Below are 13,690 nucleotides of genomic sequence, written 5' to 3'. Positions count from 1 at the left end.
TCGCCGTCCCGCTCCTTTTTCTCGCGACGCGCCGAGCGCTAGGCTCCGTCCGGGCCGCGCGGCTCGCCGGATTGAAAGCGCAAGATGTTGAAGTCGATGTTTGTCCCGATGGCCGCCGCCCTTGCCCTCGCCGCGTGTGCGAGCGATCCGGATGCAGACCAGTTCCGCCCGATACCGGGACACACCGTCACAGCGCCGGTCGCCGCTGTCATCCCTCAGCCTCTGGTCGTCGAGCCCGGCCAGGGTCAGTTCATCCTGAACAGCGGGGCGCGCATCGCCGTGCCCGCCGGTGACGCCGCCGCCCATCGCGTCGCCTCCCAATTCGTCGAACTCATGCAGCGAACGCGCGGCCTGGCCCTTGTGGTGAGCGAAGGCGGGGCAGGGGAGGTGGTTCTGTCGCGCTCGACGGGCGCGGCCCCTGAATCCTACACGCTTGAGGTCACCCCGGGAGGTGCCCGCATCGCCGCGTCCGACGACGCCGGCCTTCTGTATGGTGCCGTCAGCCTCTGGCAGCTGGCGACCCAGACGTCGGAAGGGCCCGCGCCGATCGCGGCTGTGTCCATCGCCGATCAGCCGCGGTTCGCCTGGCGCGGTGTCATGCTGGATTCCGCGCGGCACTATCAGTCGCCCGAGTTCATCAAGGGTTTCATCGACTGGATGGCCCTGCACAAGCTCAACATGTTCCACTGGCATCTGACCGACGACCAGGCCTGGCGTCTCGAGATCCGCGCTCATCCGCGCCTGACCGGGGTCGGAGCCTGGCGGGTGCCGGCGGGAGCCGCGCCGCTGAAGGACATCGATCCGGCGACGGGACAGCCCCGTCTCTACGGCGGCTTCTACACCCAGGCCCAGGTGCGTGAGATCGTCGCCCATGCAGCCTCGCTGGGTATCACCGTCGTGCCCGAGATCGACGTACCGGGGCACGCCAGCGCCGCGGTCGCGGCCTATCCGGAACTCGGGGTACAGGACGCGCCCGAGAGCGCCGTGACGGCCGTGCCCTCAGACTGGGGCGTCTATCATAACCTGTTCAACACCAGGCCGGAGACCATCGCCTTCCTGACCTCGGTGCTGGACGAGGTCATGGCTCTGTTCCCGGGCGAGTACATCCATCTCGGCGGCGACGAAGCGGCCAAGGAGCAGTGGGAGAACTCGCCGTCCGTGCAGGCGCACATGCGCGCGCTGGGCCTGAGCGACGAGATGCAGATGCAGGCCTGGTTCATGAAGCAGATGGAGGACCATCTGACCGCCCACGGCCGTCGTCTGATCGGCTGGGACGAGATTCTCGAGGGCGGGCTGCCGGGCGACGCGGCCGTCATGTCCTGGCGGGGTGTCACCGGCGCCATCGAGGCGGCGCGGCTGGGCCACGACACTGTGCTGACCCCCGGGCCGACCTTTTATTTCGACTATCGCCAGAGCCCGAATGACGGGGCACCCGGCCGTGTGGTCCTGTCCACCCTGGAAGGACTTTACGACTTTGATCCGCAGGCGGGCATGACGCCGGAGCAGTCCAGACACCTGCTGGGCGTCCAGGCCAACATTTTCACCGAACACATGGTGACGGAAGCGCGGGTCGAATACATGGCCTATCCCCGGATCGCAGCCCTCGCGGAGCTGGCCTGGTCTGCGCCGGAGCGGACCGAATTCTCGGACTTCTGGCAGCGTCTGCAGCCGCAACTGGCGCGGTACCGGGCGTTGGGGATCCGCTATGCCGACAGCGCCCTGGATGCCGTTGCCGCCCCGCTGCCGCCCGACGGCGAGCGCCGTTATGATCACCAGATGACCCTGTGCAGCAGCGCCATCGCCATCGCCCTGATCGACGATGCCCCGATCGAGGGCGAGCGGGCGGCCTTCACCATGGACATCATGAACCCCTGCTGGACCTATCAGCAGGCCGACCTGACCCGGGGCGTCGCGTTCGAAGCTGCCGTGGGCCAGGTTCCGTTCAACTTCCAGATCGGTGCCGACAAGGCCAAGGTCGTCGTCCATCCGGCCGCCACGTCGGCGGGCGAACTGGAGGTGCGCGTTGACGGATGCACAGGCGTTCCGGCCCTGGTCATCCCTTTGACGGAGGCCGCGCGATCCGACGGCGTCACGATCGTCAAGGGTGCCCTCCCGGCCGTGCCGGGTCGCCATGACCTGTGCCTCACCTTCACCCGGAACGGCATCGACCCCCTGTGGGGCGTGGACTGGGTCCGGCTGTCCCCGGAAGGCGCGAACTGATGCCGGACTTCGTGATCCTCGCCCCTCTAACCGGCTGGGCGGCGCCGCTGAGCGAGGTGCCGGACGTCGTCTTCTCCGAAGCCATGCTCGGTGGCGGCCTGGCCATAGAACCGACCGAGGGCGAGGTGCACGCGCCCTTCGACGGCGTGGTCGCCGTCCTGCCGGCGTCTCGCCACGCGGTCAGCGTCAGGTCCGACGAGGGGCTGGAGGTCCTGATCCACGTCGGCCTGGAGACAATCGCGCTGGCGGGTCAGGGTTTTACGGCTCACGTCTCCGAGGGACAGAGGGTCAAGGCCGGCGATCGGCTGCTGTCGTTCGACATGCAGACGGTCGCCCTGGGTTCGAAGAGCCTGATTACCCCCATCGTCGTGACTAGCAGCGGCTGGAGCCTGTCCGATCCGGTGACCGGCCGTATGGTCAAGGTCGGCGAGCAGGTCCTTCGGGTCGCTTCGCCCGGCGTCGCCTCGAGAGCGCTCGCATCCGGTCCCGTCGTCGAACAGAGCCTGATCTCGCCCCTGCCGCATGGACTTCATGCGAGACCGGCCGCGCGTGTGGCCGCCCTCGTCGCCACGTTCGCCGCAGAGGTGACCCTGGGTGTCGCCAACCGCAGCGCGAACGCCGCGAGCCCGGTCGCCATGATGGCTCTGGGCCTGAAACCCGGTGACACCCTGATCGTCTCGGCGCGCGGGGGGGATGCCGCAGGGGCCGCCCAAGCCGTGGTCGATCTGGTGTCCGGTGGAATGGGGGAGGCGGCGCACGCCGGGTCTCTGGTCGTCCCGACCCCGGCTGCCCGGTCGTCCGGGCCGCGACAGGCCGCCGACGGCGAACTGGTGTTTACCGGGGTCAGCGCCGCGCCCGGCCTGGCGATCGGCAGGGCCGTTCACCTGCGGATCGCCGAGATCGAGATCGTCGAGCACGGCGGAGACGCCGCTGACGAAACTGTCTTGCTGAACACGGCGCTGGCCGCAGTCCGAGCCAGGCTGGACACCGCCGGCCAGGCCACCACGCTCGAGCGCCGCAGTATTCTGGCGGCACAATCCGCATTCCTGTCTGATCCGGAACTCCTCACTGCGGCCCAGGCCGAAGTTTCGGCGGGCCGGAGCGCAGCCCTGGCCTGGCGCACGGCCTGTCGCGCATCAGCCGACCTGCTGAGGTCGCTCGGTGATCCGCGTATGGCGGAGCGCGCCGATGACCTGCTGGACATAGAGCGCCAGGTCCTGACGCAACTGACCGGCGTCCCGACCGTGCCGTTGAGCCTGGGGCAGGGCGAAATCCTTCTGGCCGACGATCTGTTGCCATCACAGCTGCTCGCCCTGGACGGGACCCGACTGTCCGGAATCTGCACGGGGCGGGGCGGACCGACGTCTCACGTCGCCATCCTGGCCGCCGCCATGGGCATACCGACCCTGGTCGCGGTCGGGGAGGGACTGGACCGGGTGGATGACGGGATGCTGGTGGTCCTGGACGCTGACGGGGGGAGGTTGATCGCCTCGCCATCCGCCGCGACCCAGGCCGCTTCGGAAAGCCGCGCCGCCGCCGACCGCCGTCGCCGCGACGATGCCAGGGCGACCGCGGCCGAACCGTGCTTCACCGCGGACGGGACCCGGATCGAGGTGTTCGCCAATCTCGGCACCGCCGCCGAAGCCGGGCCGGCCGTCGCCCAGGGCGCTGAAGGATGCGGCCTTCTTCGCACCGAGTTCCTGTTCCTGGAGCGGGACACGGCCCCATCGGAGGACGAGCAACTGGTGCAGTACCAGGCGATCGCCGATGCGCTCGACGGACGTCCACTGATCGTGCGCACGCTCGACGCCGGCGGCGACAAGCCCATGCCCTTCATGCCCTCGGTGCACGAGGACAATCCGGCGCTGGGCCTGCGCGGCGTGCGGTCGGGACTGCTGAATCCCGAGCTGCTGCTGACCCAGTTGCGCGCCGTCTGTCGCGTGACGTCCAAGGGGCCGGTCGCGATCATGCTGCCCATGATCGCCTCGGTCGCAGAGGTGCGTCAGGTGCGAGGCCTGCTGGATCGCGCCGTCGCTGACACCGGGGCCCCGGCCCCCCTGCTGGGCGTCATGATTGAGACGCCAGCCGCCGCCGTGACCACCGACCTGCTGGCCGGGGTGGTCGATTTCGTTTCGGTCGGTACCAACGACCTGACCCAGTATGCATTGGCCATGGACCGACAGAATCCGCATCTGGCGCAGCAGCTCGACGGGCTGCATCCGGCGGTGCTGCGGCTGATCGCGACGGCGGCGGCGGGCGGGGAGACCCTGAGGTGGATCGGCGTCTGCGGTGCCCTGGCGTCGGATCGTCTGGCCGCTCCGATCCTCGTCGGCCTCGGCGTCACCGAGCTCTCAGTGTCGCCAGCGTTGATCCCCGAGATCAAGGCGGTGGTGCGTGGCTTTACCCTGGCGGAGTGCCGGACGCTGGCGGCGCGGGCGCTGACGCTGGACAGCCCCGATGCCGTCAGGGCGCTGGCCCGAGAGGCGCTGGACCGCGCGAAACATCCCCGAGACCTCATCGGAGCCCCGGCATGAAGATCGGTCTTTCCAGCCTGCAGCCTCTCGGCCGGGCGCTGATGCTGCCGATCGCCGTATTGCCGGTGGCGGGTTTGCTGCTGCGTCTGGGGCAGCCCGACCTGCTCGACATCGCCTTCATCGCCGCCGCCGGCCAGGCGGTGTTCGCCAACCTGGGCCTGCTGTTCGCCATCGGCGTCGCGGTCGGCTTCGCCCGGGACAACAACGGGGCGGCGGGCCTGGCCGGAGTGATCTGTTTCCTGATCGCCACTGAAGGTGCCAAGGTCCTGATCGCGGTTCCGCCGGAAGCCCTCGCCGACGTCGCCGAGAGCGCGCGAGGCCTGGCCGAGGCGGCGTTTCGCGATAGGGCCCTCTCGCGCCTTGGGGTGCCCATCGGGATCCTGTCCGGCCTGATCGCGGGGGATTGTTACAACCGGTTCGCGACCCTGAAGCTGCCGGACTATCTCGCCTTCTTCGGCGGGCGCAGGTTCGTGCCGATCGCGGCCGGGCTGGCCGGTCTGGCCGTAGCCATGGCCGTGGGGCTGAGCTTCACAGCGCTGGACCACGGTATCGATGTGTTCAGCCGCGCCATCGTCGGCTCGGGCGAGCTCGGGCTGTTCGTCTACGGCCTGCTCAACAGGCTGCTCATCATCACCGGTCTGCATCACATCCTGAACAACGTCGCCTGGTTCATCGTCGGCGACTTCCAGGGCGCGTCAGGCGACCTCAACAGGTTCTTCGCAGGCGACCCGACGGCGGGTGCCTTCATGAGCGGCTTTTTCCCGGTCATGATGTTCGGCCTGCCTGCGGCCTGTCTGGCCATGTATCACGCGGCGCTGCCCGAACAGCGCAAGGCCGTCGGCGGCATGCTGGCCTCGCTGGCCCTGACCGCCTTCCTGACGGGCGTGACCGAGCCGATCGAGTTCACCTTCATGTTCCTGGCCCCCGTACTCTACGCCATCCACGCGCTGCTCACAGGCGTCGCCATGGTCGTGATGAGCCGGCTGGACTCCCACCTGGGCTTCACCTTCTCGGCCGGTCTTTTCGACTATGTGATCAACTACGGCCAGGCGACCCGGCCCTGGATTCTCTTGCCGGTGGGTCTGGCCTACGGCGCGATCTACTACGGGCTGTTTCGTTTCTTCATCCAGGTTTTCAACCTGAAGACACCGGGGCGTGAGGCTGTCGCTGAGACGGCAAGCCCGGTGTCGGGCCTGCGTCCGACGACCGCGTCGGGCCGTGCCGAGGCCTATGTCGCGGCGGTTGGCGGGGCGACAAACCTGGTCAGTACGGCGGCTTGCACGACTCGTTTGAGGCTCGTGATCCGCGACCGGGCGAGGGTGGACGAAGCGGCGCTGAAGGCGCTTGGCGCGCTGGGTGTGCATTTCCCTTCGCCCACCGATCTGCAGGTCATTCTGGGGCCGATCGCCGACGGCGTGGCTGATGATATGAGGACCTGGCTGGCATCCGGGCAGCCTGCGCAAGCGGGTTCTAACGACCGGGTCTGTGGCGCGCTGGGCGGTGCCGGGAATGTCCGATCCGTCGCGGCGCGGGGGGCGCGACTGTGCGTGACTGTGATCGACGACGATCGTGTTGATCGACGCGCGCTCAGCGAGATGGGGTTGCGCGGTGTTTCGTTCGTCGAAACGGGCGTCATTCACCTGATTGTCGGCCCCGACGCAAACGATCTGGCGCTGGCGCTGGGGCATCCACAGCAACGGCCAACCTGAGGGCCATCTACAGATGACAGCAACAGCGCAGATGCTGTCAGGCGAACGATAAAGGGTCTCCGGTATTTGTGGCAAAAGTCACAGACGGGGACGATATTTCGTGAAGCCGATCTCGTTCAAGCGCCACCGGTTCCCGGCGGATGTGATCCGCCATGCCGTCTGGCGGTAATTTCGCTTCAGCCTGAGTTTTCGGGACGTCGAGGAGCTCATGGCTCACCGTGGGATGGACGTCAGCTACGAAACGATCCGGTGCTGGACCATCAAGTTCGGCCCCCTGATCGCCCGGCGGCTGAAGAAGCGGCGAGGGGCCCCTTCGCCGCGCTGGCATTTAGACGAGATGGTCCGCTGGATCGGCGGCAAGCGGATGTATCTGTGGCGCGCAGTGGACGATGAAGGCGAGGTCATGGACCTCGTGACCCAGCGCCGGCGGGATACGGAGGCGGCGCTGAGGCTTCTCCGACGTCTGCTACACAACCAGCCGGTGGAGCCGCAGACGATCACGACTGACGGCCTGACCTCATATGGAGCGGCGCTCGATGTCCTGGATCTCAGGGATTTCTCCCGAAGCCGACCCGGCCGGTTCCACTAAGTCGGGCCTGAATAGAAGCTGTGAAACATATCCTGACAACACCGGAAGCAGAGGAGCGACGGCCATGCCGACGATCGCCGAGAAACGCACCACCTTCCGCAGGCTGCATGACGACGGCTTCTTCATTATCCCCAACGCCTGGGACGCGGGCAGCGTCGTCCGCCTGACGAAGCTGGGATTTAAGGCGGTCGCGTCGACCAGCGCCGGAGCAGCCTGGGCCGCCGGCAGGGACGATGGCGATCTGAGCCGTGACGTGGTGCTCGCGCATCTCAGGATGCTTGTCGACGCCACCCCTCTCCCGATAAATGCCGATTTCGAGAACGGCTTCGCCGATGACCCCGCCGAAGTTGCCGCGAACGTCGCGCTGGCGATGGAGACGGGGATCGCGGGCCTTTCGATCGAGGATTGGTCGGGTAGCGAGATGTACGCGCGCGGCCTCGCGGTCGAGCGCATCGCCGCCGCGCGGGCCGCAATCGATGCGGTCGATCCGACTATGATGCTGATCGGCCGCAACGAGAATTTCCGTGTACCCGACATGCCCGTCGCCGAGAGCATCGCCCGCGCGGTCGCCTATGCCGAGGCCGGCGCGGACTGCCTGTTCGTGCCCTTCATCCTTGATCCTGGCGCTGTCGCCGAGTTGGTGGCGGCCGTTGCGCCGAAACCAGTCAATGTGGTGGTGCACGACTATGACGCGAGACTCAGTGCCTTTGCCGAACTCGGCGTCCGTCGGTGCAGCGTCGGTGGCAGCCTGGCCAAACGGTCATGGTCGGCATTCGACGAAGCGGCCAGAACGCTCAAGGATTGTGAGGTGTGACGCTGCACTGAAGGGCTTGCCTGCCGCGTCTTTCGACCCGTCCAACGCGTCGCCGCTTCAGGCGCCCGGATCTGTCGCGGTGATGTCCGGACCCGTGCGAATTACAATTGCGACGGCCACGGCACATGAGCCGGACCTCATGATCACGTCATCCTGTCTATACTGAATGCCCGATAGTATATATGCTCCACAGAGCCGACAAGGCGGTCCTTATGAAAGAGCAATTCTTGCCGCACGCGCCGACGCCAGGGGCGGATCGCTTCCCTTTCCACGTTGAGGAATATGGCAGTGGGGACGCGATTTGCATACTTCTTCATGGGTTCGGCGAAGGTGCCTATGTATGGCACGACCTGGCACCTCGCCTGCCGAAGAGTTATCGCTCCATAATGGTAGATTTCAGGGGTCATGGAAACTCACGTGAAGATCCGACGGCAAATTATAGTATTGAAATTTATGCCGACGATATTCTAGGTCTAATCAAGTCTGGTGCCTATAGCGGTATCTCTATTATAGGTCATTCGCTTGGCGCAGGGGTGGCGATAAGGGTTGCCGCATCGGTGCCCCATATCGTGTCGAATTTGATCCTGGTGGATTGGGCTTCGAGCACGGTATTGACTGCCCAAGATAATATTTTTTCGCAGTTTCACGAACAATGCGATGGCTACAATTCGCTTTCTGAGTATGCTGCCTGGATATTGGACAGGCGGCCACTGACCCATCCCAGAATGCTTCGCCACATGGTCGTCAATGCTTTGCGTGAGACCGCTGACGGCAAATTTGTGCTCAAAGCCGATCGGCGAGTCACAGAAATATTCAGCAAATTATCGACGCGTACAAATACTGATCAAGATTGTTTGCATAGAATACTATGCAGAACATTGCTGGTGAGGGGTAGGGGGTCCGCAGTCTTATCGAAAAAAGAAGCATTAAGTATAGTAGGGATGTTGAAAGATGGCCATCTATGCGAAATCTCCGGGGCCGGCCACGCCGTGATGGTTGACGATCCAGACCAGTTCGCCGATGCGGTTAACCAATTTTTCCTCGGGTCGCGAACTCAACTCGATATCACGACCGGTTAGGAAGTTCCGGCTGCGAGGTTCTTGGCCGTTTCATCGGCAACCAGCCTGGGCGGTGTGGACGAAGTGCCTGATCCACATTCGGATGGATGCAACGAGCACGAAGCCGAGGAAGTGATCCGCTCCCCGGAAACTGGATCACTGGACGTTGGAGTTTTCTGCTGAGTTTTCCCCGGCTGGAAAGGTGTGGAAGACCATGAAGTGATCAGCATTTTCGGACGCCCGGAACCCCTTCATTCCAACGGCAGGTGCCAGATTGAGGGGTTAACCGATTTCAGGACTCTGCAGATACGCTGCGATGATTAGACGCTGAATCTCCGAGGTTCCTTCGTAGATGCGCAGCGACCGGATTTGCCTATAGAGACGTTCTGGCACGGTATCCTTCACGAGTCCTGCGGCGCCGAAAATTTGCACTGCATCGTCAACAATTCGCTGCGCCTGTTCCGTCGCGAAGAGCTTGGCGATGCTTGAGTGCTTCCCATAGCCACGGATCTGCTGGTCGATTTCCCACGCCGCCTGAGCGACCAGTAACGCGCTGGCGGTCAACGCCACTTCGCTGTCGGCGAATTTTGATTTGGTCAGTTGCATGTCCCACACCGTGCCGGTGGAGAGGTGTCTCGAGCGCGCCCAGCTTAGCGCCGCGCTCTGCGCGCGGCGCGCGAAACCGGTCGCAGCGGCGCCGACCGTCGTCCGGTATAGTTCAAGGATCTCGCCCGCGATCTTGAAGCCATGCCCCGGCTTTCCGATCATCTGCTCCGCGGGCACAATGCAGTCGTCAAAGGTCAGGCTCCCAAAGGAGCGCGGCGCCATCGCCTCTATCGTTTCCGAGACACACACTCCGGGCGTTTGCGTGCTCAAATAGAACAGGCTCAGCCCCAACGGTCCGCCCCGTTCTGCCGTGCGGGCCAGAACAATCGCGAAATCGGCAATGTCGGCGTTGGAAATCCAGGTCTTCGTCCCATTCAGGACATAGGATTCGCCACGACGTTCCGCACGCAGCGATACATTGGCAAGGTCCGAGCCGACTTGCGGTTCAGACATCGCCAGGCATCCGATCGACCGTCCCGCCAGGATATCGGGGAGTAGAGCTCCCCGCTGTTCCACGGATCCGTATTGGACCAGCGATGCAGCGGCGAGCGCCTGGATCGAGAACGCGAAATCGAACAGGTCGTGGATGAACGCGAAGCCCTCGCGGATCAAACATATACTGCGGAAATCCGGGGGCGTGTCGGCGCCGCCGACAGCGGCGTACCAGCCGGCTTCTCCGAACAGCGCGGTCAGATGGCGTCCCATCTCGGCGGGCGGCAGAAGTTCGATCTCGCCGAGTGCCGGCGAGATCTCTTCAGCCCAGCGTTCAATGCGCGCCGCGAGCTGCCGATGCCGTTCCTCGTAGAGCGGTAGCCGTAGAACCGATGTATCGAATATCTTCACGTCGTCTCCCAAGGGTCAGAGCGTGAAGGCGCAATGATCGCCAGCCACGTCGTGGATCATCGCGGAGGGCGATGTTTCCAGCGTCCCGCCTTCCACGAAATAGGCAAAGGACGCATAGCCATTCCAGATGCGGCGCCAGTCGACGGCGCATGCAGCGGCTCCGTATCGGCGCTCTGTTTCGGTGAGATGCGCCTGAATCATCGTCAACGCCTGCCGTGCATGTCCGGCAGAGAGATTGTCGATCGACAGGTGCACCGCCTCATAGATGGGGTCGAAGCCCCAGTGCCTCAGCTTCTGGATCTCATGCAGCCGCACCTCGCCCAGGCCGAACATTTCGACGCCCAGGTTATAGCCCAGTATCTCTGGATAGAAGCGGTTCGGAAACAGGCCGAATGACAGCTGATTCAATGGAAACGTATAAAAGATGTCAGGGATTTCGTCCTGATCCATGAACGCTTCTTCGCGGATATGCGGCTGATCGATGCCCAGGCTTTTCAGGACGCGATAAATCAGCGTGATGTGGTTCTTCTCAAGGTCGCCCAGCCCCATCTCGTCGGCGTAGATGGCGAACAACCCCGTATCCGCAACTCTCTCGACGCGGCCTGTGCCGCTGCTTCGATAGGCCCACGCGCCATCGACTAGATTGCCCAGCGCGTAATATTTCTGACCGAACACGACCTCATCGCGGGACGGGATTTCGCCAAGTGGCGCATAGGGATCGACGAGTTGGGTCCAATAGATCGCCTCGATCCGGGCCACGAGGGCCTCGGGCGAATACTCGAAGAAGCGCGCGTCCGTGTATCGCCCCGCAGTCCTGGCGTTGAAAAGGGTCTCCGCCTGAGCCAGTCCGGCGCGCAAACGGTCCAGCGCGACCGGCAATGTGTTGGCGAAATTCTCGATATTCACCAGCCGATAGAACAGCGTCCGGTCATCGAGATCGGCGACTGTCTCAAATACCGTGTCACGGGGTGGACGCTTCCGGATGTTGGCTAGCCACAATTGCGCCGACGGTTCGTCACGCGCCTCCGGCAGGAGGATCGGCTCGTCGACCGTTTGGGCCGCGTCCTGGAACCACGACTTGAGGATGGATGCTTCGTGTTCGGAAAAAATGCCGAACATCGGCCCGCCGAACTTGATGGCGTCGAGAAAACGGCAGCTGCCTTTCGCATCCGCTCGCAGATAGCTGGAACGCTTTAAGTCCCGCAGGAAGCCGGCGATATCCCGATCGGTTTCAACAACAACTTCCGAGAGCGGCTTGCCACCGATCCGGACAAGCTTGTGTTGCTTTCCGGCAAAGGGCGCATGACGCCGGATAACCCCGGCAACCTCAAGATCCAGGGAATGGTCGGCGGATTGCCCCCCGCGTTCCGCCAGCATGGATACCTGGCGCCTTTCCAGGCAGACAAAGACGCGCATCGCATTGACGAGGCGACGGGACAGGGCTTCCGCCTCCGGGTCATCCTCCAGCGCATCGAGATAGGTGTTGAGCGCCTCCCACGCGGCTTCGCGGGTTACAACGGGGGTTAGCCCCGCAAGGTCGTCATCGATCCCCAGGGTGTGGCAGGCGGCGTGGATCCCGACCACCTCGGGGAGATACGTAGCCGGATACCGGGACAGGGATAGCAGGAAAGCTGCCTGCAGCGATGTCATCGCGTCGGGTGCGGCCGCACGAAAGAAGCCTGCCTCGGAGATTTGCGGAAGGAAAATGCCTTCCGTTTCCAGGGACCGCCGGCGCATGGCGACACTGGACCGGGCCGGACAGCCCTCGCCCAGCAGCGACCATCGTTGGCCGAACAGGATATTGACGACAGCGCCAGGTTGGGACGCGGGTTGCGACACGGTGTCGAGCCAGCAATCGCCGAGCAATGACAGGGCCGCCCGACCGCGAAGGAGATCATGCTTCGCCGCCTTTCCCAGGGCGGCCACGCCGTCACATGTCGCAGCGGCGGCGATGCGGTGGGTGTCGAGCCATTGCCACAACGCGGTTCGGTCAACGCGGCCGTCGCGGAGCGCGGGCGGCGGAACGATCGTCTCCTGAGTCCCATCGTCCCATTCCGCAAGGCTGAGGGTGGCATCCAGGATCTGCTTCGCGGCCAGCAGAAGTTCTTCGCTCTCGCACTCCTTCAACAAGGACGCGGCGATCTGGTCCGGCTCCGCTGCCAACAGGGTGTCGGCCAGCGGCCGGGCCGCCGGAGTGAAATGAAACCTGCCGATCCTGCCGCCAAGAAAGCGATGTATGGGCGTGCGTTGAAATTCACTTACGCCGGCATGCGATTTCGGCGATGTATCGGTTGATTGTGGCAGGCATTTCATTTCGCACTCCCGCTTCAAAGACGTCCATCACACCAACTGGCGGATCGGCGCGGCATGGAAAAATCGAAGGTGTATATTCACGGCTGTCACTATTTCCTGGGGGAAGAGGAACGGCGTGTAGCGGAGATTCCCGGGCTGGCCGGCTGGCTCGAGCAAAATCAAATGATCGACGACGCGGGGGTGTGGGGCTGGGACCGCTTTCATGTTTCGGACAGGCCGGCGGTTGAGCTGATGGCCGAGACGGCGCGCCGGACCTTGGCGGATTTCGACGCGCGTCAGCCGCCGGTCGATGCCGTGATCCTGTGCGCAACGCGCTTTCCAATCGACGTCGACGGGCATGCCGATCTCATCGGACGGCTGCTCGAAATGCTGGGCCTGCACCATGCCATCCCGTACGGCTGCACCCTGAATCGTTGTGCGACGCTTACCTCTGCGCTGGGTCTGGCCGCGGCGTTGGTCAGTAGCGGGCGGCACCATTCGATCCTGGTGGCGGCCGGAGATACGAGCGGTGCGGATGATGAAAGGCTGCGCCCTTTCGCCGTGTTCAGCGATGGTGCGGCAAGCTGCATCGTCAGTGCCGGACAGGGCGGCGAATTCCAACTGCTCGGCGCTGCGGCGGCGGTCGACGCCAGGATGATGAAGCGCAATGGCGAGATCTCGGCCGATCTGACCCGGCGGGCGAATGCCGAACTCTTCGAGCGGGCGCAGGTTGATCTGCGCGACATCAAGCGCCTCGCGCACAATAATCTGTGGAAGCCGATCATCGTCATGAAGGAGCAGCAGGCCGGATTTCGCCGCGATCAGCTCTATCTCGATAACATCCCGCGGATCGGTCACGTGTTTTCCTGCGACCCGTTGATCAACATGATCGACCTGGCGGCAAGCGGGCTCGTGGCTCCGGGAGAACTGCTGGCCCTGGGATCGAGCGTTTCCGGAGCTCGCTTCGGCGCATTGCTGCGGAAGACGTGATGTCTGACCTGGTCCGGCTGAAACGGGGAGGTGAC

8 protein-coding genes and 1 pseudogene are annotated in these 13,690 nt (G+C 64.3%); 7 read left to right on the top strand and 2 right to left on the bottom strand.

All coding sequences use genetic code 11. From position 1 onward, the window contains the following. Positions 1-84: 84 nt before the first annotated feature. The 6 genes and pseudogenes from ACW18A_RS09205 to ACW18A_RS09180 all read left to right on the top strand — a co-directional run bounded on the left by ACW18A_RS09205 (position 85) and on the right by ACW18A_RS09180 (position 8,945). On the top strand, positions 85-2,220 hold the full coding sequence (locus tag ACW18A_RS09205) for a family 20 glycosylhydrolase (protein ID WP_492021429.1): 2,136 nt from the start codon (positions 85-87) through the stop codon (positions 2,218-2,220). Further along, the gene (ptsP, locus tag ACW18A_RS09200) at positions 2,220-4,754 is read left to right on the top strand and encodes a phosphoenolpyruvate--protein phosphotransferase (RefSeq protein WP_492021428.1); all 2,535 of its coding nucleotides are present in this window, start codon (positions 2,220-2,222) and stop codon (positions 4,752-4,754) included. Before ACW18A_RS09205 ends, ptsP begins: the two co-directional genes overlap by 1 nt. Next, positions 4,751-6,463 carry an N-acetylglucosamine-specific PTS transporter subunit IIBC gene (nagE, locus tag ACW18A_RS09195; RefSeq protein ID WP_492021427.1) on the top strand — a complete coding sequence of 571 codons (1,713 nt, stop codon included), beginning with the start codon at positions 4,751-4,753 and terminating at the stop codon, positions 6,461-6,463. The genes ptsP and nagE overlap by 4 nt, the downstream gene beginning before the upstream one ends. A 100-nt stretch (positions 6,464-6,563) precedes the next feature. Continuing rightward, a pseudogene (locus ACW18A_RS09190) lies at positions 6,564-7,043 on the top strand (IS6 family transposase); the annotation flags it as partial. 73 nt (positions 7,044-7,116) lie between these two features. After that, positions 7,117-7,866, top strand: a complete 750-nt coding sequence (locus tag ACW18A_RS09185; protein ID WP_492021426.1) for an isocitrate lyase/PEP mutase family protein — start codon at positions 7,117-7,119, stop codon at positions 7,864-7,866. A 212-nt stretch (positions 7,867-8,078) separates the two neighbouring features. Beyond that, positions 8,079-8,945 carry an alpha/beta fold hydrolase gene (locus tag ACW18A_RS09180; RefSeq protein WP_492021425.1) on the top strand — a complete coding sequence of 289 codons (867 nt, stop codon included), beginning with the start codon at positions 8,079-8,081 and terminating at the stop codon, positions 8,943-8,945. Between the two features lie 261 nt (positions 8,946-9,206). Here ACW18A_RS09180 and ACW18A_RS09175 read toward each other — a convergent pair whose 3' ends face one another. Next, positions 9,207-10,373: an acyl-CoA dehydrogenase family protein gene (locus ACW18A_RS09175; RefSeq protein WP_492021424.1), complete on the bottom strand. Its 1,167-nt coding sequence runs from the start codon at positions 10,371-10,373 to the stop codon at positions 9,207-9,209. Between the two features lie 15 nt (positions 10,374-10,388). Continuing rightward, entirely contained in the window at positions 10,389-12,686 is a 2,298-nt protein-coding gene (locus ACW18A_RS09170; protein WP_492021423.1) for an iron-containing redox enzyme family protein, read from the bottom strand. A gap of 54 nt (positions 12,687-12,740) precedes the next feature. Between ACW18A_RS09170 and ACW18A_RS09165 the strand changes: the two genes are divergently transcribed. Continuing rightward, entirely contained in the window at positions 12,741-13,655 is a 915-nt protein-coding gene (locus tag ACW18A_RS09165; protein WP_492021422.1) for a beta-ketoacyl-[acyl-carrier-protein] synthase family protein, read from the top strand. Positions 13,656-13,690 lie beyond the last annotated feature (35 nt).

It is taken from the genome of Brevundimonas sp. AVps5, assembly GCF_058681515.1.
Note: the sequence above shows the minus strand (reverse complement) of the source record. Positions and strands in the feature narration are given on the sequence as shown.